This window comes from Streptosporangium sp. NPDC000563 (genome assembly GCF_040299985.1).
Classification (GTDB): Bacteria; Actinomycetota; Actinomycetes; order Streptosporangiales; family Streptosporangiaceae; genus Streptosporangium.
Map to the genome: position 1 here is coordinate 159508 of NZ_JBEPDA010000014.1, position 22360 is coordinate 181867.

Genomic DNA, 22360 nt, shown 5'->3' on the forward strand with positions numbered 1-22360 from the left:
GTCGTGGGCTTTTAGCTTTCGGGGGCGGCCCGTGTACGCGGTTCCCGCCGACGGCCAAACCCCCGGTTCCGCGTAAAGACCTCCGCGGGTGGATTCCACCCGCGGAGGTCTTTCCGCGTACCCGCCGTCGAGCCGTCCCCGAGGGTCCGGGACCCGAGGGACCGGCTAGTAGATCGGGCGTGAGGAGGAGCGCAGCCGCTCCAGGGCCTCGGCGAGGATCTGCGCGCCATCCTTGTCGCTGCGGCGTTCCTTCACATACGCGAGGTGCGTCTTGTAAGGCTCGTTACGCGGCGGGGCGGGCGGGTTCGCCTCGTCCTGACCGGCGGGGAGACCACACCGGGGGCAGTCCCAGAACTCGGGGACGGCCGCGTCGCTGGCGAAACTGGGGCGCGTCTCGTGCATGTTCGCGCACCAGAAAGGCACCCGCACACGGGGGGCCGCCTCGCCGCGCTCCGCCTCCCCCATCGGGCCGGCACCGACACGGCTGCCACGGATCGCGTTGCCACTACCCACGGATGAACTCCTTGCTCGATGGCCCCGCCGCTTGGGGATGCGGGGACTGAACCACTGTCACGCCTGTCGCGAAGCCAGGTCAGGGCCGCAGGAGCAGGCCCAGCGCGATGATGCAGACGAACCAGACGACACCGGTGATGACGGTGAGCCTGTCGAGGTTGCGCTCCACCACCGAGGAGCCTCCGAACGACGACGAGAAGCCGCCACCGAACAGATCCGAGAGGCCACCGCCCTTGCCCTTGTGGAGCAGGACGAGCAGCATCATCAGCAAGCTCGACAGGATGAGGGCGATGGAGATTCCGATTGTCACCGTTGACCTGTTCCCTATGTGCGCGTGACCCGCGTCCGGGCACGACCCTTGTGTACGCCTAAGGCGTGACGATTCAAACCTGCTCTAAGAGGGTATGACGTGCTGTCAAGTCGCACCCACCGAATGGCTCAGTCAGTTCGACAATTCGCCAAAACGGCAAATTTTGACGAACTCCCCGGGGTCGAGGCTCGCGCCACCGATCAGGGCACCGTCGACATCAGGCTGCGCCATGATGCCCGCGATGTTGTCAGACTTGACCGACCCACCGTAAAGGATACGGACACCGGCGGCCACTTCTGCGTCGTACAGCTCGGCGAGTCGCGCCCGGAGTGCCCCGCAGACCTCCTGCGCGTCGTCCGGGGTGGCCACCTCGCCGGTGCCGATCGCCCACACCGGCTCGTAGGCGAGCACGATGGAGGCGACCTGCTCGGCGCTCACCTTGCGGAGCGCGCCGTCGAGCTGCGCGACGCTGTGGGCCACCTGCTCGCCCGCCCTGCGGACCTCCAGGCCCTCCCCCACGCACAGGATGGGGGTGAGCGAGTGGCGGTAGGCCGCCTGCACCTTGGCGTTGACGACGTCGTCGTCCTCGCGGTGATACTGGCGGCGCTCCGAGTGACCGGCGAGCACGAAGGTGCAGCCGATCTTGGAGAGCATCGCCCCGGAGACCTCGCCGGTGTAGGCGCCGCCGTCGTGCTGTGACAGGTCCTGCGCGCCGTAGACGATCCGCAGCTTGTCGCCGTCCACCAGGGTCTGCACGCTGCGCAGGTCGGTGAACGGCGGCAGCACGGCCACCTCGACCCGGTCGAAGTCCTTGTCGTTCAGCGCGAAGGCGAGCTTCTGGGTGTGCGCGATGGCCTCGAGGTGGTTGAGGTTCATCTTCCAGTTGCCGGCCATGAGCGGCTTACGAGGTGTGCTCATCGTTCGCTCACCACTCCTTGTTCACTGGGCGGGCGGCGTCGGTCGTCGACCGGCCGCTCCGCTCGTCGCGTGGGTTCACTTTCTACCGCTCCAGCGCCACGAGTCCGGGGAGGGTCTTGCCCTCCAGGTATTCGAGGCTGGCACCGCCACCGGTGGAGATGTGGGAGAACCCGTCCTCCGCCAGGCCGAGCCTGCGCACGGCCGCGGCCGAGTCTCCACCGCCGACGACGGTGAAGGCCTCAGAGGCGATCAACGCCTCGGCGACCGCGCGAGTTCCCCCGGAGAAGGCCTCGAACTCGAAGACGCCCATCGGGCCGTTCCAGAACACCGTCCTGGCGTCGGCCAGCTTGCCCGCGAACAGCTCGCGGGTGCGCGGGCCGATGTCGAGCCCCTCGCGGTCGGCCGGGATCGCGGTGGCGTCGACCACCTCGTACTCGGCGTCCTCGGCGAACTCGACGGCCGCGAGCACGTCGACCGGCAGGACGATCTCGACCTCGCGCTTGCGCGCCTCGTCGAGGAAGCCCCGCACCTTGTCGAGCTGGTCCTCCTGGAGCAGCGACCTGCCGACCTCGTAGCCCTGGGCCGCCAGGAAGGTGTAGGCCATGCCGCCGCCGATGAGGAGCCGGTCGACCTTGGTGAGCAGGTTGCCGATCACGCCGAGCTTGTCGGAGACCTTGGCGCCGCCGAGCACCACGGCGTACGGCCGCTCGGTCTCGTCGGTCAGCTTCCTGAGCACCTCGACCTCGGCCAGGACGAGCCGGCCCGCGGCGTGCGGCAGCAGACCGGGCACGTCGTAGACGCTGGCGTGCTTGCGGTGCACCGCGCCGAAGCCGTCGCCCACGTAGACGTCGGCGAAGGCGGCGAGCCTGGCGGCGAAGGCGGCCCGCTCCTCGTCGTCCTTGGACTCCTCGCCCGGCTCGAAGCGCAGATTCTCCAGCAGGGCCACCTGGCCGTCCTGGAGGGCCTCCACGACGGCCTTGGCGGACTCGCCGACCACGTCGGTCGCGAAGGCGACGTCGGCACCCAGGAGCTCACCCAGCCGCTTGGCGACCGGGGCGAGGGAGTATTCCGGGTTCGGCTTGCCCTTGGGGCGTCCCAGGTGCGCGACGACGACCACGCGGGCCCCTCGGCCCGCGAGCTCCTTGATCGTCGGCACCGAGGCGCGGATGCGGCCGTCGTCGGTGATGACGTCCCCCTCCAGGGGGACGTTGAGGTCGGCGCGCACCAGGACGCGCCGACCGTCCACGTCGAACTCGGAGATGTCCTTCATCAGAGGTCGGCGCCGACCAGCTCGATGAGGTCGGCGAGGCGGTTGGAGTAACCCCACTCGTTGTCGTACCAGCCGACGACCTTGACCTGGTTGCCGATCACCTTGGTGAGGGGCGCGTCGAAGATGCAGGACGCCGGGTCGGTCACGATGTCGGCGGAGACGATCGGGTCCTCGTTGTAGCTGAGGTAGCCCTTGAGCTCGCCCTCGGCCGCGGCCTTGATCGCGGCGTTGACCTCCTCGACGGTGGTCTCACGGCCGACCTCGACGGTGAGGTCGGTGGCCGAGCCCGTGGGGATCGGCACGCGCAGCGCGTAGCCGTCGAGCTTGCCCTTGAGGTCGGGCAGCACCAGGCCGATGGCCTTGGCGGCACCGGTCGAGGTCGGCACGATGTTGATCGCGGCGGCGCGGGCGCGGCGCAGGTCGCTGTGCGGGGCGTCCTGCAGGTTCTGGTCCTGCGTGTAGGCGTGGATCGTGGTCATCAGACCCTTCTCGATACCGAAGGTGTCGTTGAGGACCTTGGCCATCGGCGCCAGGCAGTTGGTGGTGCAGGAGGCGTTGGAGATGACCGTGTGGTTCGCCGGGTCGTACTTGTCGTGGTTGACGCCCATCACGACGGTGACGTCCTCGTTCTTGGCCGGAGCCGAGATGATGACCTTCTTGGCGCCGTTCTCGGCGTGCACGCGGGCCTTGTTGGCGTCGGTGAAGAAGCCGGTCGACTCGACGACGACGTCCACGCCCAGGTCGCCCCAGGGCAGCTTGGCCGGGTCGCGCTCGGCGAACGCCTTGATGGTCTTGCCGTCGACGATGATCTCGTCGGCGGTGCTCTTGACCTCGTACGGCAGACGGCCGAGGATGCTGTCGTACTTCAGCAGGTGCGCGAGCGTGGCGTTGTCGGTCAGGTCGTTGACCGCCACGATCTCGATGTCCTTGCCGCTGGCAGCGACCGCGCGCCAGAAGTTGCGGCCGATGCGGCCAAATCCGTTGACGCCTACGCGGATGGTCACGGTGCCGATCTCCTCGTACGTCGATGCGCCGGTCTCTCGGATCCGGCGACTTGATGCGGGCTGAAACCTCAACCACGAACCTTATCGGACCCAAATTGGCCTAGACCACTTGAGGGGGTGCTCCGTTATTCGCTAACCCACGAACAGGTATCGCACCATTCAAGTAAAGTGCCCGACTCGTCACTACAAACACCCCAACCCCCAGGAGAATCTGCTGTGACAGATAACGACCCACACCTGGCGAACGGCCTCCTACCAGGCATTATTACCGGCCTGCTGGGCACCGCCGCCGGCGCCGGGGCCTACGGCGCGCTCATCGCCTTCAGCGGGTACGAGATCGGCTTCGCCGCCATCGGCGTCGGTCTCCTCGTCGGCCTCGCCATGATCGCGGTCAAGCCGACCAGCCCGGTGCTGCCGCCGCTCGCCGCCTTCTTCTCCCTCGCCGGCGCCGCGCTCGGCCAGATCGTCGGATCCACCGTCGCCTGGGCGCAGGTGTCCGGCGAGGACTACGGCCCCGCCCTCGCCCGGGTGCTCGACGCCTTCCCCGAGCTCCTGCGCCAGGACCCCATCTCGCTGCTGTTCTGGGTGGTCGCCGCCTACGCGGGCTTCAGCTTCGTGAACAGGCGCGTCAAGGCCGCCCGAGAGGCCCACGACGCCCTCGCCGCTTCGTCCGTCTCGCAGCCGGACGAGGCCGCCGACCACACGAACTACTTCGAGCCCAGGAAGCAGCCCTGAGCCAGCCCTGAGCCCCGCCGACCAGCCTTTCCGGTGGCGCGATCCCGACGACGGTCTACGGGGCCAGCATGTCGACGGTGAGATTGGCCTCGGTGTTGGGAACGCCGATGTCCTGGGCCCGCTTGTCGGCCATGGCCAGCAGGCGGCGGATGCGACCGGCGATGGCGTCCTTGGTCAGGGGCGGGTCCGCGAGCTGACCCAGCTCCTCCAGGGACGCCTGCTTGTGCTCCACCCTCAGGCGACCGGCGATCACCAGATGCTCGGGGGCCTCCTCCCCGAGGATCTCCAGGGCACGCTGGACCCTCGCCCCCGCCGCGACCGCGGCACGGGCCGAACGGCGCAGGTTGGCGTCGTCGAAGTTGGCGAGCCGGTTCGCCGTCGCACGGACCTCGCGGCGCATCCGCCGCTCCTCCCAGGCGAGCACGCTGTCGTGGGCGCCCAGCCGGGTCAGCAGCGCGCCGATGGCGTCGCCGTCGCGGACCACCACCCGGTCGACGCCGCGCACCTCCCTCGCCTTGGCGTGGATCTTCAACCTCCGCGCGGACCCGACCAGCGCGAGCGCCGCCTCGGGCCCCGGGCAGGTGACCTCGAGCGACATCGAACGCCCCGGCTCGGTCAGCGAGCCGTGCGCCAGGAACGCCCCCCGCCAGGCCGCCTCCGCGTCACAGGTCGCCCCCGCGACGACCTGGCGGGGCAGGCCCCTGACCGGGCGCCCGTGGTTGTCGATCAGACCGGTCTGGCGGGCGAGCGCCTCCCCGTCGCGGTAGACCCGCACGAGGTAGCGCGAGCCCTTGCGCAGCCCGGCCGGGGCCAGGACGAGCACCTCGGCCTTGTGCCCGAAGACCTCGCCGATGTCCTTGATCAGCCGCCGAGCGGTGACGTTGGTGTCAAGCTCGGCCTCGATCACGATCCGGCCGCTCACCAGGTGCAACCCGCTCGCGAAACGCAACAGCGTCGACACCTCGGCCTTACGGCAGCAAGGCTTCAGGATCGGCAGCCTGCTCAGCTCGTCCTTGACCACACCTGTCATCGCCATGCGTGTTCGTCCTCCCCCATACAGACCCCTTGCGACCCGAGATAAATCGGGCTCACAGAAGTTTCTCGCACTCCTGAGCACCGCTGACCAGGATCAACGCTTCTCACGGAAAATCTCGTCCAGGACGGAGGCAAGACGTTGTGCATCGTGTCGCGGGGAGCCGTCCTCGTCCGCCACGGAGGCGAGGACCAGCCTCCCCCCGAGGTCGGCCGCGGCCTTGTCCAGCTCATCACGGTCGTCGATCACCCCGGTGTCGGCGACGACGACGTCGATCTCCAGGGAGGGCGCGTGCTGGCGCAGCACCTCCAGGTGCTTCTGGGGGGAGAATCCGTCGGTCTCCCCCGCCTGCGGGGCGAGGTTCAGCGCGACCAGGCGACGGGCGCGGGTGGCGTGCAGCGCCTCGGCCAGCTCGGGCACCTTCAGGTGGGGCAGCACGCTGGTGAACCAGGAACCGGGACCGAACACCACCCAGTCGGCGTCCAGGACCGCGCGGACGGCCTCGGGGCACGCCGGCGGGTCCTCCGGGAGCAGCGAGATGGCCCGGACCCTGCCGGGCGTGAGCGCGCAGGCCACCTGACCGCGCACCGTGCTCACCTCGCCGTCCAGCTCGACCTCGGCGGCGATGTCGAGCGGCACCGAGGCCATCGGCAGCACCCGCCCGTGCGCGCCGAGCAGCCGCCCGAGCCAGTCGAGGCCCGACACCGTGTCGCCGAGCCGCTCCCACAGCGCCACGATCAGCAGGTTGCCGATCGCGTGGCCGTGCAGGTCGCCCTCGCTGCGAAAGCGGTGCTGGACGACCTCGCTCCAGGTGCGCCCCCACTCGTCGTCACCGCACAGGGCCGCCAGGGCCATCCTCAAATCCCCCGGGGGGAGCACACCGAGCTCGCGGCGAAGACGGCCGCTGGAGCCCCCGTCGTCGGCGACGGTCACCACCGCCGTCAGCCGGGAGGTGACCCTCCGCAGCGCCGACAACGAGGCGTACAGCCCGTGTCCCCCACCCAGCGCGACGACCTTGAGACCTTCATTCACTCCCGGCCCACATCCCGATGGCTCACCTGCACCTCCATGCCACCCCTGTCGCGCAGCCGCCCGCCGATCTGCTCGGCCATGGCGACGCTGCGGTGCTTGCCGCCGGTGCAGCCAACGGCGAGCGTGGCGTAGCTCTTGCCCTCGCGGGTGTAGCCGGAGGCGATGATGGTGAACACCTCCTCGTAGGCGTCGAGGAGCTCCTTCGCACCCGCTTGGTTGAGAACGTACTCCCGTACGGGGGCGTCCAGTCCGTTCATCGGGCGGAGTTCGGGGACCCAGTGGGGATTGGGCAGGAACCGGCAGTCGACGACCAGGTCGGCGTCGACGGGCAGGCCGTACTTGTAGCCGAAGGAGACGACGTTGACCCGCAGCCCTGGGCGGTCCTCGCCGCCGAAGAAGGCGACGATCTTCCCGCGGAGCTCGTGGACGTTGAGGTTGGAGGTGTCGATCACCAGGTCGGCGTTCGCCCGCACCTCGCGCAGTATGCCGCGTTCGCGGGCGATCCCGTCGACCAGGCGGCCGTCCCCCTGCAGCGGGTGCGGGCGGCGGACGTTCTCGAACCTGCGGACCAGCTCCTCGTCACTCGCCTCCAGGAACACCACGCGCACGGCGACGCCGCGCCCCTCCAGCTCCTCGATCGCGCTGTTGAGGTCGCTGGTGAAGGCGAGGCTGCGCACGTCGACCACCGCGGCCACCTTGTCGGCGGCCAGCTTGACCCGCCCCGCCTCCTCGGCCATGGCGAACAGCAACCCGGGCGGCAGGTTGTCGATGACAAACCACCCCAGGTCCTCCAGGGCCTTGGCGGCGGTGCTCCGCCCCGCCCCCGACATTCCGGTGACGAGGACGAACGCGGACTCTCTTTCGCTCATGGGTTCTGCCCCTTCAAGGCCGACACGATCGTCTCGGCCGTCGAGGGGCCGATCCCGGGAACCTCGCAGATCTGTGCCGCGGTCGCCTCCCGCAGCCGCTTCACCGATCCGAAATGCTTGATCAGCGCCTGCCTGCGGGCCGGGCCGAGACCGGGAACCTCGTCCAGAGCGCTTTCCTTGACACTCTTCGACCGTTTGGATCGATGGTAGGTGATGGCGAAGCGGTGGGCCTCGTCGCGTACTCGCTGGAGCAGGTAAAGGGCCTCGCTGGAGCGGGCGAGGATCACCGGCAGGTCCTCGCCGGGCAGCCAGACCTCCTCCAGCCGCTTGGCCAGCCCGCACACCGCCACGTCGTCCACGCCCAGCTCGTCGAGCGCCCTGCGGGCCGCCGCGGCCTGGGCGGGACCTCCGTCGACGACGACGAGGTTGGGCGGGTAGGCGAACTTGCGCGGCTTGCCGGTCTCGGGGTCGATGCCCGGTGTCCGCGGCCCCTCGCCCGGCCCCCCGTCCGCGCCTTCGGACGCCTCCTCGGCGGGGCCAGCGACCGGCCCGCCGGCGGGCTCCGCCCCGGTGTCCGCGTCGAGCTCCCCGGTGGCCGAGCGCTCCTCCAGGTAGCGCTTGAACCGGCGGGAGATCACCTCGTGGATGGAGGCGACATCGCCCTCGGTGGAGCGTACGGAGAACCTGCGGTATTCGCTCTTGCGTGCCAGGCCGTCCTCGAAGACCACCATGGAGGCCACCACGTCGGTGCCCTGAATGTGGGAGACGTCGTAGCACTCGATGCGGAGCGGCACCTGGTCCAGGTCGAGGGCGTCGGCGACCTCCTGCAGCGCCCTGCTGCGCGCGGTCAGATCGCTGGCCCGCCTCAGCTTGTGCTGCTTCAGGGACTCGACGGCGTTGCGCTCGACGGTCTCCATCAGCGATCTCTTGTCGCCGCGCTGGGGGACCCTGATCTCCACCCGCGCCCCGCGGTGCTCGCCGAGCAGCTCGGTGACCGCTGCGGCGTCGGGGGGCAGGACCGGGACCAGCACCTCCCTGGGCAACGCCTCGGCGGCCGCCTCGCCGTACATCTGCAGCAGGAACTGCTCGACCAGCTCGCCCGGCGCGGCCTCCTCGACCTTGTCGACCACCCAGCCGCGCTGACCCCTGATCCGCCCGCCGCGGACGTAGAACACCTGGACGGCGGCCTCCAGCGGATCCTCCGCGAGGGCGACCACGTCGCAGTCGGTGTTGTCTCCGAGGACCACGGCCTGCTTCTCCATCGCCTGCCGCAGCGCCTGGATGTCGTCGCGCAGCCTGGCGGCCCGCTCGTACTCCTGCTCGACGGCGGCCTCGCGCATCTCGCGCTCCAGCCGCTTGATGAACCGGCCGGTGTTGCCCGCCATGAACTCGCAGAAGTCGTCGGCCAGCGCCCTGTGCTCCTCGGCCGTGACCCGGCTCACGCAGGGGGCCGAGCACTTGTCGATGTATCCGAGCAGGCAGGGGCGGCCGATCTGCGCCGCCCGTTTGAAGACCCCGCCCGAGCAGCTCCTGATCGGGAAGACCCGCAGCAGCAGGTCGACGGTCTCCCTGATCGCCCAGGCGTGGGAGTAGGGGCCGAAGTAGCGGGTGCCCTTGCGCTTGGCACCGCGCAGCACCTGGACCCGGGGGAACTCCTCCCCCATGGTGACCGCGAGGTAGGGGTAGGACTTGTCGTCGCGGTATTTGACGTTGAACCGCGGGTCGTACTCCTTGATCCAGGAGTATTCGAGCTGGAGCGCCTCGACCTCGGTGCCGACGACCGTCCAGTCGACGTCCACGGCGGTGGTGAGCATGGTCTGGGTGCGCGGATGCAGGCCCGCGAAGTCGGCGAAGTAGGAGTTGAGCCGCTGGCGCAGGCTTTTGGCCTTGCCGACATAGATGACCCGGCCTTCCGCGTCCTTGAACCGGTAGACGCCGGGGGACTCGGGGATGGACCCCGGCTTCGGCCGGAAACTCACCTGACCACCCACAGATCTCGCCACACGGAAAGCCTATCGGCCCGGACCGACAGGTTTCCTTAGAGCTTTCCGCGCGACCCCGCTGCCCGAACTCCCTCGCGCCTCCGCCGAACCTCCCGCACAGTCCCTGCCCGAACTCCCGTACGCCTCCGCCCCCGCGGAGTCCCTGCCCGGGCCTCCTCTCGACCGGCGCCTTCCGCCCGCGGCCGGTTCACCGCCCGCGTCGCCGCCTCGGGGTCGACCGCCTCACAACCTCCCACCGAGCGGATCGACGGAACGGGCCGTGGCCAGGTCCCCGCCCGGGACCGGGCCACGGCCTCATGCGACGCCCGTCGCCTCCTGCAGGTGCTTCTGGCCGTACGAGAACCGCCGTGCGAGACGCCCGCCACCACCGGGACGTTCCCCGGTGGTGGGCTCGCGGCGGTCAGGAATCAGGCGAGGACGATGGAGTCGCCGTCCACCTTGATCGCCTTCTCCTCCAGCGGGTCGGTGGCCGGGCCGTTCGCCACGGAACCATCGGTGATCTTGAACTTGCTGCCGTGGCAGGGGCAGTCGATGGTGTCGCCCTCGATCTTGTCGACGTCGCACCCCTGGTGGGTGCAGACGGAGCTGAACGCCTTGAACTCGCCCGCGGCCGGCTGGGTGATCACGATCTTCTGGTCCTTGAAGATCTTGCCGCCTCCCTCGGGGATGTCCGCGGTCTTGGCCAGGGCGTTCGCGGAGCCGCCCGGGTCGGCGCCCGCGCTCGTCTCGGCCGCCTCCGGCGCCTGCGACGCGGAGGTCGCGGAGGTGTCCCCGCCGCTCTCCGCCGGCTCCCCGTAGCCTCCGCACGCGGTCAGCACCGCGGCCATCCCGGCCCCGCCGGCGCTGAATATCACCGTACGACGTGTCGTCTCAGTCATCTATATCCTCCAGAATCATCATCTTCAGGTACGGCTCGCACCCCGATGACGGTTCAGCTTGCCGCACATCGTGTCAGGGGACTGTGAAGAATTACTCCCTCGGCCCTCTTCACGGACTAACCGGAGAACCCTCGCCAAACCCTCATCACGGGCCTCGGCCCCGGCGAACCAGGCCCGGCCCGGCGGATCCGCGCCTCCCCGGAGGAGAGGTCGGCGCGAACCGTCAGAGCACGATGATCCCGTCGCCCTCGACCTTCAGCGCGTACTGGACCAGCGGCGCCTCCGCCGGGCCCTTGAGACATTCTCCGGAGTCGACCGCGAACTCGCTGCCGTGACAGGGGCAGCGAATGACGCCGTCCCCGATCCTGCCGACCGCGCACCCCCGGTGCGGGCAGCTCGCCGTGAACGCCCTGAACACCCCCGAGGCCGGCTGGGTGATGACGATCTTCCACTTGGTGATCACCTTGCCGCCGCCCACCGGGATGTCGGCGGTCCGTGCGATGACCTTCCCCTTGATCCCCGGCGGCACGATGGCGGCGGCGGACTCCCCGCTCGCGCACCCCGCCAGCGCCGCACCGCACGCCACGGCCCCCGCGGCGGCGATCACCTGCCTGCGCGCGGGCATGGCGGAGGTTTCCTGCATGCTCATCGCGGCCCTTCTCGCAATGTCATCCCCGATCGGAACCGGGCTCCCTCGTCCAGGGTATTGACGGGGGAGCCCGGTCCCGAATCCGGCCCTCAGCTGCCGAGGATCTTGCGCAGGAAGCGTCCGGTGTGGCTCTCGTCGACGAGGGCGACCTCCTCGGGCGTCCCGGTGGCGAGCACGCTGCCGCCCCGCGAGCCGCCTTCGGGTCCCATGTCGATCAGCCAGTCGGCGGTCTTGATCACGTCGAGGTTGTGCTCGATGACGATGACCGTGTTGCCCCCGTCGACGAGCTTGCCCAGGACGCCCAGCAGCCTGCGGATGTCCTCGAAGTGCAGGCCGGTGGTGGGCTCGTCGAGCACGTAGATCGTGCGGCCGGTGGAGCGGCGCTGCAGCTCCGAGGCGAGCTTGACGCGCTGGGCCTCGCCGCCGGACAGGGTCGTGGCGGGCTGGCCGAGCCTGACGTATCCCAGGCCGACGTCGTTGAGTGTCTTCAGGTAGCGCTTGATCGCCGGAATGGAGTCGAAGAAGTCCAGGGCCTCCTCGATCGGCATGTCGAGCACCTCGGAGATCGTCTTGCCCTTGTAGTGGACCTCCAGGGTCTCCCGGTTGTAGCGCGCCCCGTGGCAGACCTCGCAGGGCACGTAGACGTCCGGCAGGAAGTTCATCTCGATCTTGAGGGTGCCGTCTCCCGAGCAGGCCTCGCACCGGCCGCCCTTGACGTTGAAGCTGAAGCGGCCCTTCTGGTAGCCGCGGACCTTGGCCTCGGTGGTCTGCGCGAACAGGTCGCGGACCTTGTCGAAGACGCCGGTGTAGGTCGCCGGGTTGGACCGGGGCGTGCGGCCGATCGCCGACTGGTCGACGTGCACGACCTTGTCGACCAGATCCATCCCGTTGACCCGCGCGTGGCGGCCGGGGACGGTGCGCGCGCCGTTCAGCTCCTTGGCGAGCGCGTTGTAGAGGATGTCGTTGACCAGGGTGGACTTGCCGGACCCCGAGACCCCGGTGACCGCGGTCAACAACCCGAGCGGGAACTCCACGTCGACGCCCTTGAGGTTGTGCTCACGGGCGCCCTTCACGGTGATCTGCCGCTTCCTGTCGCGCTTGCGGCGGGTGGCGGGGATCGCGATCGTCCTGCGCCCCGACAGGTAGGCGCCGGTCATCGAGTCTTCCGAGGCGAGCAGGTCGGCCACGGTGCCGGAGACGACGACCTGGCCGCCGTGCTCCCCCGCCCCGGGGCCGATGTCGACCACCCAGTCGGCGGCGGCGATGGTGTCCTCGTCGTGCTCGACCACGATGAGCGTGTTGCCCATGTCACGCAGCCTGATCAGGGTCTCCAGCAGCCGCTGGTTGTCACGCTGGTGCAGTCCGATGGAGGGCTCGTCCAGCACGTACAGCACCCCGACCAGTCCCGAGCCGATCTGGGTGGCGAGCCGGATGCGCTGTGCCTCGCCACCGGCGAGAGTGCCGGAGGCCCGGTCCATGGTGAGGTAGTCGAGGCCCACGTCGAGCAGGAAGCCCATCCGGGCGTTGATCTCCTTGACCACCCGCTCGGCGATGTGCATGTCGCGCTCCGAGAGCTTCAGCCCCGCCAGGAACGTCGCGCAGTCGCCGATCGACATCGACGAGACGTCGGCGATCGAGCGGCCGTCGACCGTGACGGCCAGCGAGACCGGCTTGAGCCTCGCCCCCTTGCAGGCCGGGCACGGGATCTCCCGCATGTAGCCTTCGTACTTCTCGCGCATGCCGTCGCTGTCGGACTCGCCGTGGCGGCGCTGCACCCAGGGGATGACCCCCTCGAAGGTGGTGTAGTAGGAGCGCTGGCGGCCGTAGCGGTTGCTGTAGCGGACGTGGACCTGCTCGTCGTGGCCGTACAGCAGCGCCTTCTGCGCCTTCTTGGGGAGCCGCTCCCACGGGGTGTCGAGGCCGAACCCCATGGTCAGGCCGAGCGCCTCGACGAGGCGCTCGAAGTAGTCGCTGGTGTGGCCCCCGGCCCACGGCGAGAGCGCGCCCTCGCCCAGCGGCCTCTCCGGGTCGGGCACGATCAGGTCGGGGTCGACCTCCATCCGGACGCCCAGGCCCGTGCACTCGGGACAGGCGCCGAAGGGTGAGTTGAACGAGAACGAGCGGGGCTCCAGCTCCTCGAACGACAGGTCGTCGTAGGGGCAGTAGAGGTGCTCGGAGTAGAAACGCTCGCGGTTGGGGTCGTCCTCGGGCAGGTCGACGAACTCCAGGGTGATCGTCCCGCCCGACAGGCCCAGGGCGGTCTCCACCGAGCCGGTCAGCCGGCTGGCCGCGCCCTCCTTCACCGCCAGACGGTCGACGATCACCTCGATGTCGTGCTTTTCCTGCTTCTTCAGCGTCGGCGGCTCGTCCAGGCGGACCACGGTGCCGTCGACGCGGGCGCGGGCGAACCCCTTGGCCTGGAGCTGGCTGAACAGCTCGGCGTACTCGCCCTTGCGGCCGCGGACCACCGGGGCGAGCACCTGGAAGCGGGTGCCCTCCTCCAGCTCCATCACCCGGTCGACGATCTGCTCGGGGCTCTGCCTCGCGATCGCCCGCCCGCACTGCGGGCAGTGCGGCTTGCCGATGCGCGCCCACAGCAGGCGCAGGTAGTCGTACACCTCGGTGATCGTGCCGACGGTGGAACGGGGGTTGCGGCTCGTCGACTTCTGGTCGATCGAGACCGCGGGTGAGAGTCCTTCGATGAAGTCGACGTCGGGCTTGTCCATCTGCCCGAGGAACTGCCGCGCGTACGCCGACAGCGACTCGACGTAGCGGCGCTGACCTTCGGCGAAGATCGTGTCGAAGGCCAGGCTCGACTTGCCCGAGCCGGACAGCCCGGTGAAGACGATCAGAGCGTCTCGCGGAAGGTCCAGCGAGACGTCCTTGAGGTTGTGTTCACGTGCACCACGCACGATGAGGCGGTCAGCCACAGCAGTCCCGACGTCGTTGGTAGAGGGTTGGAAGTAGTCGCGGGAAGACTAGCGAGAGGGGCCGACAATTTTCCGGACCGGCGTTCTGAGTCTTTCCGGACCGGCGTCCGGGGTCGTTTTCCCGCCCCCTCCAGAGTACGGTCTCCCCCCGGATATGGCAGGTGGCCCACGATTTCAACGACGTGAACACCCCCCTTATGCCCCGTACGGCCCGGCGGGCGCGATGATGATGGTGACGAGGGCGGAGCGCGTGCCGCCCCGCATTCCCGCGACCCCGTCCGAGGAGAATCCGTGACGTACACCGGTGACGTGCAGGTCGGCGGCCCCGCCGACCTGCGCGAACTGCCCGCCCTGACGATCGCCAAACTGGCCGTCGGCCCGTTCGACAACAACGCCTACCTGATCCGGTGCACCCAGACCGGCGACGGCGCCCTCATCGACGCCGCCGCCGAACCCGACCGCCTGCTCGAACTCATCGGCGACCAGCCGATCAGCAAGATCGTCACCACCCACCAGCACGGCGACCACTGGCAGGCCCTGGAGGAGGTCGCCAGGGCGACCGGCGCCTCGGTGATCGCCCACCCGCTCGACGCGGGGGCACTGCCGGTGCCGGTGGATCTGGAGGTGGAGAACGGCGACGGGGTCACCGTCGGCGTGGTCAGCCTGGAGGTGATCCACCTGCGCGGGCACACCCCCGGTTCGATCGCCCTGTACTACCCCGGCCACCTGTTCACCGGCGACTCGCTCTTCCCCGGCGGCGTCGGCAACACCAACAAGGATCCCGAGCGGTTCGCCCAGCTCTTCGCCGACGTGTCGGAGCGGATCTTCGACAGGCTGCCGGACGACACCTGGGTCTACCCGGGCCACGGCAAGGACACCACGCTCGGCGCCGAGCGCCCCTCCCTGCCCGAGTGGCGCGAACGCGGCTGGTGACCTCCCGCCTCACTCCCTCCCCCTGCGTCGACTGACGCGGGCATGGCAGGCCGGGGCAACCCCTCGGCGTCGCCCGGACCCGGTCGGTGACCGCTCCCGGACGCCAGGACCGACACCCGCCCGCCCGGGGGAAGGCCGTAGCCGTTCCCGCTCCCCCGCGCCCGTCATCGAGGCGGTCCGGTTCGCGGAAGCACGGTGGGACGGTGGTAGCCGTTCCCACCGGGCTCGCGGACATCAGCCGCCGAAGACCCGGAGGATCCGATCCGCGGCCTTGGAAGGATCCTCCACCCGCTCGACCAGATCGCCCCATGACCAGCGGTAGAACCAGCCCTCGGCGAGCGGTACGCAGTCGAGGGTCTCGTTGAACATCGCCGCCTCGGGATCGGTGACCCGCAACGACGGCGGGCTCCGCCTGAGCGTCACGTTCATGCCTCTCAGCTCCAGCTCGCGAGCGAGCATGCCGAGGAAATAGGTGCGTGTGTGCTCGTGCGGCTCGGTTGCCATGAGGCAATTGAACGCACCCGCGCCGGGCGGGGAAAGCGGATCGGGACATTCCAGGGCGAGAACGGGTCGCGGCATGGGATGTCCGCGACCATCGCCCCTCAGCCCGGGTGACCACACTCCGGGCGGCCTCAGGCCAGGCCTCAGCCGACCCCGGCGGACGCCTTGCGCTGCTCCTTGCGCTTCTCCCGCTTGAACATCAGAACCCGCAGCGGGATCGCCGCCACGATCGTCATCTGCATGACGGCACCGACCTTGATCAGCGTGTCGCCGCCCGCCAGGCCCGCGACCCAGATGGTGAGGCAGGCGACATTGATCATCATCCAGGCGAGCACGGCGGCGGCGAGGTTGCCCTTGGGCTTGGGGTATTCGATCCGGCTCACCATGAGGTACGCCACACCGAAGACCGGCAGGATCGTCCAGACCGACGGGGGGAAGAGCAGCACGACCGAGACCACGGTCATCGCCCCCATCGGGATGGGCAACCCCATGAAGTCACCGCTCTTGGTCTTCACCGAGGCGAAGCGCGCGAGCCGGATGACGCCGGCCAGCAGCACCGACGACGCCGCGGCCATCACCAGCAGAAAGGGGATCTGCTGGTTGAACCCCGCCCAGATGACCACCATGAAGGCCGGCGCGAAGCCGAAACTGATCACATCGGCGAGGTTGTCCAGCTCGGCGCCCATCGCCGAGGCGCGGAACTTCCTCGCCACCAGGCCGTCGAACAGGTCGCAGGTGGCGCCGATCAGCAGGAGCACCACGGCGGTGCCGAAGAACCGGGGGTCCGCCGCGAAGGGCTTGGCCTCCTGCAGCGAGCTGATGGCCGACCAGGCGAGCACGCAGACCGCGAGGAAGCCGCAGAGGGCGTTGCCCAGGGAGAGGGAGTCCGCGGCCGACAGGCGAAACGCCTTACCCACCGGTCCTCGCGGCTCGTCGTCCGTCTCGTCCATCGGCCAGCTCGCGTCAGCCGTGGTCAAGGCTCGTCACCCCCGCGACCGTCTTCTCGCCCACGGAGACGGCGGGCGCGACTCCCTCGGGAAGGTAGACGTCGACCCGGGAGCCGAGCCTGATCAGGCCGATCCGCTCGGCCTTGGCCACCTTCGCCCCCTCGGCCACGTAGGGCACGATGCGACGTGCGACCGCGCCGGCGATCTGGACCATCTCGATGTCGCCGAGAGCGGTGTCCAGGTGCCAGACGACCCGCTCGTTGGTGTCGCTGTCCTTGTTGAACGCGGGCAGGTATCCCCCGGACACGTGCTCCACCGAGGTGACCGTGCCGGCGAGCGGCGCCCGGTTGACGTGCACGTCGAGCGGGCTCATGAAGATCGCTACCCGGGTGCGGCCGTCCGGCCACGGGTCGATGCTCTGCACCACGCCGTCCGCGGGCGACAGGATCCGCCCGGTGCCCGGAGTGCGATCCGGGTCGCGGAAGAACCAGAGCATCCCACCGCTGAGCGCGGTCAGCGGGACCGCCGCCAGCGCCCAGCGCCGGTCACGGCGGCTGAGCAGTGAGGTCACGGCGGCGGCGGCGACGGTCGGGAGCAACCACGGGGAGACGCCACGTGCCAGGCCCAACGGACCTGGTATGTGGCTTGCTGAATCGTGGGACACAGGGAACCTTTGTGATGTCTTGCGGCATTAGACCGGTATGTCTACCCGCTCTGGGGCAGGATGTTACCCATCTCTTAGCCTTTATAAGGCGCAATGAGACAAGCAAAGCGCCTCACACGCCGATTCGCTAGCCTTGCTCGACACTCGCCGGGGTGGTGTTTTCCTTGCCCGCGCGGACGTCACGCCGGACCTTGATCAAGCTGATCACCGTGGTGACGGCCATCGTGACGACGATCACCGACAGCGACACCCAGATCGGCACCTCGGGGGCCCAGGAGACGCCACTGGAGTGCAGCGCCTCGAGGATCAGCTTAACCCCGATGAAACCGAGGATGAACGCAAGACCGAAGCTGAGGTAGACCAGCTTCTGAAGCAGTCCGCCCAGCAGGAAGTAAAGCTGGCGCAATCCCATGAGGGCGAACGCGTTCGCGGTGAAGACGATGAAGGCGTCCGTGGTGAGGCCGAAGATCGCCGGAATCGAGTCGAGCGCGAACAGCAGGTCGGTGGTGCCGATCGCGATCATGACGATCAGCAGCGGGGTGACCAGGCGCTTGCCGTCGACCTTGACGGTGATCCTGGCACCCACGTAGTCGTCGGTGTGCGGGAGCACCCGCCGTGCCCAGCGCAGCACCGCGTTCTCCTCGAGGTGCTCCTCCTCGCCGAACTGACGGACGAGCTGGACGGCGGTGTAGATCAGGAACGCGCCGAAGACGTAGAAGAGCCAGCCGAAGTTGGCCAGCGCCGCGGCGCCGATCGCGATGAAGATGCCGCGCATGACCAGCGCCATCACGATGCCGATCAGCAGCACCTTGTGCTGGTATACCTTCGGCACCGCGAAGCGGGTCATGATGATGTAGAAGACGAAGAGGTTGTCGACGCTCAGGCTGTACTCGGTGAGATATCCGGCGATGAACTGGCCCGCGGGGGTGGGACCGGCGATCACCCACAGCCCGATGCCGAAGAGCACCGCGAGTGTGACGTAGAAACCGACCCAGAACCCGGCCTGCCTGAGGGAGAACTCCCGGGGCTCGCCTCGGTCGACGATCCACAGGTCGAAGGCGAGGACGACCAGGAGGCCGCCGATCACGGCGAGCCAGACCCAGACAGGAACATTCACGGTTGATAAACCTCCGGCGGCGCGCATGACAGACTGCCGGAGGTCTCTCCCGCCCGCGGGAAACCAGGTCGATGTGAAGCGGATCGACGATGCGGACCGACAGCCCCGGGGGCCTCGTGGAGCGAGACAACACCGTGATGACGAGACTGCCGCGAAGGGATACTCCCCCCCTAACCACGCCAGTATAGGCGTCTGGCATGGCGTCGCCTAATCCAACCTCGCGGCTCCTCCGCTTGTTCCATCGACCCCGAAATCGCCTGCCGACGGCCCCTTCCGACCCTTCCGACTCCCTTCCGGGACCGGGCGCGTGCCTTCCTCCCCCCCGCGGGACCGAGCGCCCTCCCGCGGTTCTCTGATCGAAGAACCCCGCGCGCTCTCAGCCGGAGAGCCCCGCGTAGACCGCGAGCACCGCCCCGAGCGCCTCTGCCTCGCCCGGCAGTTCGCGGCCCCGCAGGGCGGCGGCCCCGGCCAGCGCCGCGGCGAGCTCGTCGTCGGCGAGCACCCTCGCGACCGCGTCGCGCATCGCGGCGACATCCCCGTACGGCACCAGCAGCCCGGCCTCTCCCACCATCGCGGGGATGCCCCCCACGGCGGTGGCGACGACCGCCGTTCCCGCCCGCAGGGCCTCCTGCACGGTGAGGGGTTGCCCCTCCCAGCGGCTCGGCACCACCAGCGCCCTCGCCACCCCGAGCAGATCTCCCACGTCGGCGCGATCGCCGAGCAACCGCACCGGCAGGCTCTCCCGGTCGATCCGCCCCTGCAGCTCCCCCCTCAGCGGCCCCTCCCCCGCCACCAGGAACACGACTTCGGGCGCACGCTCCCGCGCGATCCGGCCGTGCCCGGGCTCGGTGGGGCTCGCTTCCCGCGCGGGTTCCGCCTCCTGAGCCCCGCGCAGGGTCTTCGCGACGTCGAGCAGGGTCTCCAGGCCCTTCTGCTGGGCGAGCCTCGCGACCGTGAGAAAGATCACCCGGTCTCCCACCCCGAGCTCTCGCCGCATGTCGCCGGGCTCGCGTCCCGAAGAGGGCAACGGGGGCGCGGGTACGACCGCGGCCTCGACACACGTGGCACCCAGGCGGCTCATCCGCTCCCCCAGGTCGGGGGAGACGACCAGGATCCGGTCGGCGCGACAGGCCACGATCCGTTCCAGGAGGCCGTGGACCGCGCCGACGGCGCCGCCCGCGGTGGCGGCGTTGTGCAGGGTCACCACCAGCCCTGTCCCGGTCCCCGCCAGCGCGATCGACGCCAGGGCCCCGGCCCGCAACCCGTGGGCGTGCACGACGTGCGCCCCCCGCAACGCGCGAAGCGCCAGGACCGCCCGCAGGTCGCCGGCCGGGCGGGGCCGGTCGGAGATCGGCACGGGCACGAAGCGCGCACCGAGCGCGGCGAAGCCGAAGGCCCGCTCCGTGCTCGGCGGGCCCGCCACGACCACCCGGTGGCCGTCACGCACCAGCCCTCCGGCCAGCATCGCCACGTGCCGGCCGACCCCTCCCGCGCTCGTTCCCAGTACGAGTGCCACCCGCCTGCCCTCATCAGCCATCGGAAAGGCCACCCTCCTTCGCGGCCCCTCGGCGGAGCCTCACCGCCAGCGCCTGGACGTCCTGCCTGTCGATCATCACGGCCACGGCCGCGAAAGCGACCACACCGGCCACACCGGCGGCCAGGCCCGCCGCCACGAACTCCCAGGTGGACACCGCACCCAAGGCGTTGACCAGGGCGAGCCCCGCTCCCCAGGCGGCACCGCCACCGGCCACGGTCGCGAGGAGGGTGCGTGGCGTCCCCGCCAGCGCGGCCGCTCCCCTGGTGCGAAGCACCGCGACGGCCAGGAGCAGCCCGCCGACGGTCATACCGACCGTGCTGCCCAGACCGAGCAGCCCGACCACGTCGGCCGGATTCCCCGCGGTGCGGGCGAGCACGATCTGGGCCACCAGCGCGACGGCCCACCCGGTCACCGAGGCCGCGGCCGCCGACCGGCCCCGCCCGCAGGCGTACAGGACGCGGGCGAGGTGCAACATGAGCGCGTACCCGGCCAGGCCGGGCGCGAACAACGCGACACCCCTCGCCATCTCGGCGGGGTCGCCGCCAGGGGTCCCATCGAGGAACACCCTCGACACCGGTACCGCGACCGCCGCCATCACCCCGGCCGCGAGCCCCGTGACCAGGAGCACGGCCCGGGTCGTGGAGGCGGTCAGGGCGTCGAAACCCGGCGTGTCCCCCTCGGCCGCGCGGGTGGACAGCACGGGGAACGAGCTGGTGGCGATCGGCATCACGAGCACCGCGTACGGCAGCTGGTACAGCGCCCAGGCGTAGGTGTAGGCGGCGATCGCGCCCTCGCCGCCCAGTTCGTTGGCGAGGCGGATCACGACGATCAGCGCGATCTGCTGCGCGATCAGCACGGCGAGACCCGCGGTGGCGAGACTCCGCGCCCTGGCCGCGACGCCCGGCGGGAACGACAGCGAGGGCCGCAGCCTCAGCCGCAGCCGGGCCACCGGACCGATCACGGTGAGCACCATCGCGGCGGCGGCGACGGTCGCGCCGAGGGAGAGCGACAGCTGCCCGGCACCGCTGAGCCGCGACAGGTCCCTCGCGGCCTCCTCGTTGACCGCCTCGAACAACAGGTTGGAGGCGACGATGAGCAGGCTGGAGACCAGCGGCGCCAGGGCCGGGCCCATGAACCGCTGGTGGGCCTGGAGCACCCCGTACAGCACCACGGCCAGGCCGAAGAAGATCATCCGGGGGGCGAAGACGACGAGCAGGCCGGTGCCGGCCTCGACGACGTCCGCCAGGTCGCACGGGGCCGGATTCGCCACGAGCAGCGCGACGATCGGCCCGGCGAACGCGACGATGAGCAGCGTGAGCGGCACCAGGACGAGCATCGACCAGGTGAGCAGCGCCGAGGTGGTCCTGCTCACCTCCGCCCTGGCCTCGGGGTCGTCATCGGACCTGGAGGCCGCCGAGGCCAGCACCGGCACCACCATCCCGGCCAGTACGCCGCCCGCGACCAGCTCGAAGACGATGTTGGGCACGTAGTTGGCGGTGTTGTAGGCGGTGCCCAGGCAGCTGTTGCCGACGCTCTGCGACTGGACGAGATAGCGGCCGAAACCGACGAGCCTGGCCAGGACGGTCACGACTCCGATGAGGAGCGCCGCTCCCGCGACCCCTCGTGCGATCCTCGTGCTCATCGGGTGGCGGGTGCCTGCTCCACAGGGCGACGGCCGAGCATGTCGAGGCGGTGCAGGACGGGGTTGCCCGCGATCACCTTGGTGAAGCTGATCTTCTCGGAGGCCGCGGTCAGCGCGACCACGGTGCCGAGCACGGCCAGGCGCCCCGGACGTCCCAGGGTGATGGTCGCGGCCAAGCCGAGCAGTGCGCCCAGCGCGTTGGCCCCCGCGTCACCGAGCATCGCCCGCTCGCCGAGGTCCTCGGGCAGCAGCGCGGCGGCGGCCCCCATGGGGAGCGCGACCACGGTGGCCGAAGCCGGGTCGTCTCCGAGCAGCCCCGCGGCGAGCAGGGGCGCTCCGGCGAGGAGGCCCACCTTGACGGCGCGACCCGGCCGCAGGTCGAAGAGGTTGGCCAGGTTCGCGCTCCCCGCGATCAGCACACCGTTGACGGCGACGTCGAGGGGGTGACGGGAGGTGAGGGCGGCCGCGGCCAGGCCGGTCGCGCCGATACCGAGGAGCTTCACGGCCCCGCTGGTGACCTCGCCCTTGGCCAGGGCGCTCAGATGCCCCTTGAACCCCTTGGACGAGGTCGCGCCGTACAGGTCGTCGTAGGCGCCGAGCCCGCCACCACCCGCCACCGCCAGCAGCGCCGCCACGCGGACCCTGCCGGGCAGCCCGGGCATCGCCGCCGCGGCGGCACCGGCACCGGCGACGAACGCCGGGCCCTCAAGCAGGGTGATCGGCTCACCCCTGTGGTTCGTGCGGGCCCAGGTCTCCGTGTCGCCGACCGGAGGCCTGCGGGTGAAGGCGGCGTACGCGGCGCGCGCGGCGACCGCGCCGAGGAACGCGCCGGCGAGGGCACCCGCGAGGGCGCGGGGAAAAGCGCGACGAGCCAT

Annotated in this window: 21 protein-coding genes; 2 read left to right on the forward strand and 19 right to left on the reverse strand. The window is 70.1% G+C overall.

The features are described 5' to 3' along the window. Positions 1–165: 165 nt before the first annotated feature. From ABT352_RS27285 to gap, 5 genes are all read right to left on the reverse strand, one after another. On the reverse strand, positions 166–513 hold the full coding sequence (locus ABT352_RS27285) for an RNA polymerase-binding protein RbpA (protein WP_012892502.1): 348 nt from the start codon (positions 511–513) through the stop codon (positions 166–168). 79 nt (positions 514–592) lie between these two features. Further along, the gene (gene secG, locus ABT352_RS27290; protein WP_030905020.1) at positions 593–823 is read right to left on the reverse strand and encodes a preprotein translocase subunit SecG; all 231 of its coding nucleotides are present in this window, start codon (positions 821–823) and stop codon (positions 593–595) included. A 132-nt stretch (positions 824–955) separates the two neighbouring features. Then, a complete protein-coding gene (tpiA, locus tag ABT352_RS27295; RefSeq protein ID WP_350947782.1) occupies positions 956–1741 on the reverse strand; it encodes a triose-phosphate isomerase in 786 nt (261 codons plus the stop codon). An 82-nt stretch (positions 1742–1823) separates the two neighbouring features. After that, positions 1824–3011 (reverse strand): phosphoglycerate kinase, encoded by a 1188-nt coding sequence (locus tag ABT352_RS27300; RefSeq protein ID WP_350947783.1) that lies wholly within the window; start codon positions 3009–3011, stop codon positions 1824–1826. Then, positions 3011–4015, reverse strand: a complete 1005-nt coding sequence (gene gap, locus ABT352_RS27305; RefSeq protein WP_350947784.1) for a type I glyceraldehyde-3-phosphate dehydrogenase — start codon at positions 4013–4015, stop codon at positions 3011–3013. Before gap ends, ABT352_RS27300 begins: the two co-directional genes overlap by 1 nt. 216 nt (positions 4016–4231) lie before the next feature. Here gap and ABT352_RS27310 point away from each other — a divergent pair, with 216 nt between their 5' ends. Continuing rightward, a complete protein-coding gene (locus ABT352_RS27310; RefSeq protein ID WP_350947785.1) occupies positions 4232–4750 on the forward strand; it encodes a hypothetical protein in 519 nt (172 codons plus the stop codon). 55 nt (positions 4751–4805) lie between these two features. On the opposite strand, the gene whiA is transcribed toward ABT352_RS27310, so the two are convergent. The 7 genes from whiA to uvrA all read right to left on the reverse strand — a co-directional run bounded on the left by whiA (position 4806) and on the right by uvrA (position 14144). Then, positions 4806–5786, reverse strand: coding sequence for a DNA-binding protein WhiA (gene whiA / locus ABT352_RS27315; RefSeq protein WP_350947786.1), 981 nt, complete (start codon positions 5784–5786; stop codon positions 4806–4808). A gap of 93 nt (positions 5787–5879) precedes the next feature. After that, positions 5880–6815 carry a gluconeogenesis factor YvcK family protein gene (locus ABT352_RS27320; protein WP_350947787.1) on the reverse strand — a complete coding sequence of 312 codons (936 nt, stop codon included), beginning with the start codon at positions 6813–6815 and terminating at the stop codon, positions 5880–5882. Then, positions 6812–7684 carry an RNase adapter RapZ gene (rapZ, locus tag ABT352_RS27325; protein ID WP_350947788.1) on the reverse strand — a complete coding sequence of 291 codons (873 nt, stop codon included), beginning with the start codon at positions 7682–7684 and terminating at the stop codon, positions 6812–6814. The genes ABT352_RS27320 and rapZ overlap by 4 nt, the downstream gene beginning before the upstream one ends. Then, complete coding sequence (gene uvrC / locus ABT352_RS27330) at positions 7681–9675, reverse strand: excinuclease ABC subunit UvrC (protein ID WP_350947821.1); 1995 nt, start codon at positions 9673–9675, stop codon at positions 7681–7683. Before uvrC ends, rapZ begins: the two co-directional genes overlap by 4 nt. Positions 9676–10094: 419 nt before the next feature. Continuing rightward, positions 10095–10565 (reverse strand): Rieske (2Fe-2S) protein, encoded by a 471-nt coding sequence (locus ABT352_RS27335; RefSeq protein WP_350947789.1) that lies wholly within the window; start codon positions 10563–10565, stop codon positions 10095–10097. Positions 10566–10788: 223 nt separating this feature from the next. After that, positions 10789–11214 carry a Rieske (2Fe-2S) protein gene (locus ABT352_RS27340; RefSeq protein ID WP_350947790.1) on the reverse strand — a complete coding sequence of 142 codons (426 nt, stop codon included), beginning with the start codon at positions 11212–11214 and terminating at the stop codon, positions 10789–10791. An 89-nt stretch (positions 11215–11303) separates the two neighbouring features. Then, the gene (uvrA, locus tag ABT352_RS27345) at positions 11304–14144 is read right to left on the reverse strand and encodes an excinuclease ABC subunit UvrA (protein WP_350947791.1); all 2841 of its coding nucleotides are present in this window, start codon (positions 14142–14144) and stop codon (positions 11304–11306) included. Positions 14145–14435: 291 nt separating this feature from the next. Here uvrA and ABT352_RS27350 point away from each other — a divergent pair, with 291 nt between their 5' ends. Further along, entirely contained in the window at positions 14436–15077 is a 642-nt protein-coding gene (locus ABT352_RS27350) for an MBL fold metallo-hydrolase (RefSeq protein ID WP_350947792.1), read from the forward strand. A 234-nt stretch (positions 15078–15311) separates the two neighbouring features. On the opposite strand, the gene ABT352_RS27355 is transcribed toward ABT352_RS27350, so the two are convergent. The 7 genes from ABT352_RS27355 to ABT352_RS27385 form a co-directional block, all read right to left on the reverse strand. After that, positions 15312–15581 (reverse strand): hypothetical protein, encoded by a 270-nt coding sequence (locus ABT352_RS27355; RefSeq protein WP_350947793.1) that lies wholly within the window; start codon positions 15579–15581, stop codon positions 15312–15314. A 140-nt stretch (positions 15582–15721) separates the two neighbouring features. Next, positions 15722–16555, reverse strand: coding sequence for a CDP-diacylglycerol--serine O-phosphatidyltransferase (pssA, locus tag ABT352_RS27360; protein ID WP_350947794.1), 834 nt, complete (start codon positions 16553–16555; stop codon positions 15722–15724). Continuing rightward, on the reverse strand, positions 16542–17147 hold the full coding sequence (locus ABT352_RS27365) for a phosphatidylserine decarboxylase (RefSeq protein ID WP_350947822.1): 606 nt from the start codon (positions 17145–17147) through the stop codon (positions 16542–16544). The genes pssA and ABT352_RS27365 overlap by 14 nt, the downstream gene beginning before the upstream one ends. Positions 17148–17316: 169 nt before the next feature. Beyond that, positions 17317–18306 (reverse strand): TerC family protein, encoded by a 990-nt coding sequence (locus tag ABT352_RS27370; RefSeq protein WP_350947795.1) that lies wholly within the window; start codon positions 18304–18306, stop codon positions 17317–17319. Between the two features lie 376 nt (positions 18307–18682). Further along, positions 18683–19843, reverse strand: coding sequence for a glycosyltransferase family 4 protein (locus tag ABT352_RS27375; RefSeq protein ID WP_350947796.1), 1161 nt, complete (start codon positions 19841–19843; stop codon positions 18683–18685). Next, positions 19836–21485 carry a murein biosynthesis integral membrane protein MurJ gene (gene murJ, locus ABT352_RS27380; protein WP_350947797.1) on the reverse strand — a complete coding sequence of 550 codons (1650 nt, stop codon included), beginning with the start codon at positions 21483–21485 and terminating at the stop codon, positions 19836–19838. The genes ABT352_RS27375 and murJ overlap by 8 nt, the downstream gene beginning before the upstream one ends. Further along, positions 21482–22360, reverse strand: coding sequence for a hypothetical protein (locus ABT352_RS27385; RefSeq protein WP_350947798.1), 879 nt, complete (start codon positions 22358–22360; stop codon positions 21482–21484). Before ABT352_RS27385 ends, murJ begins: the two co-directional genes overlap by 4 nt.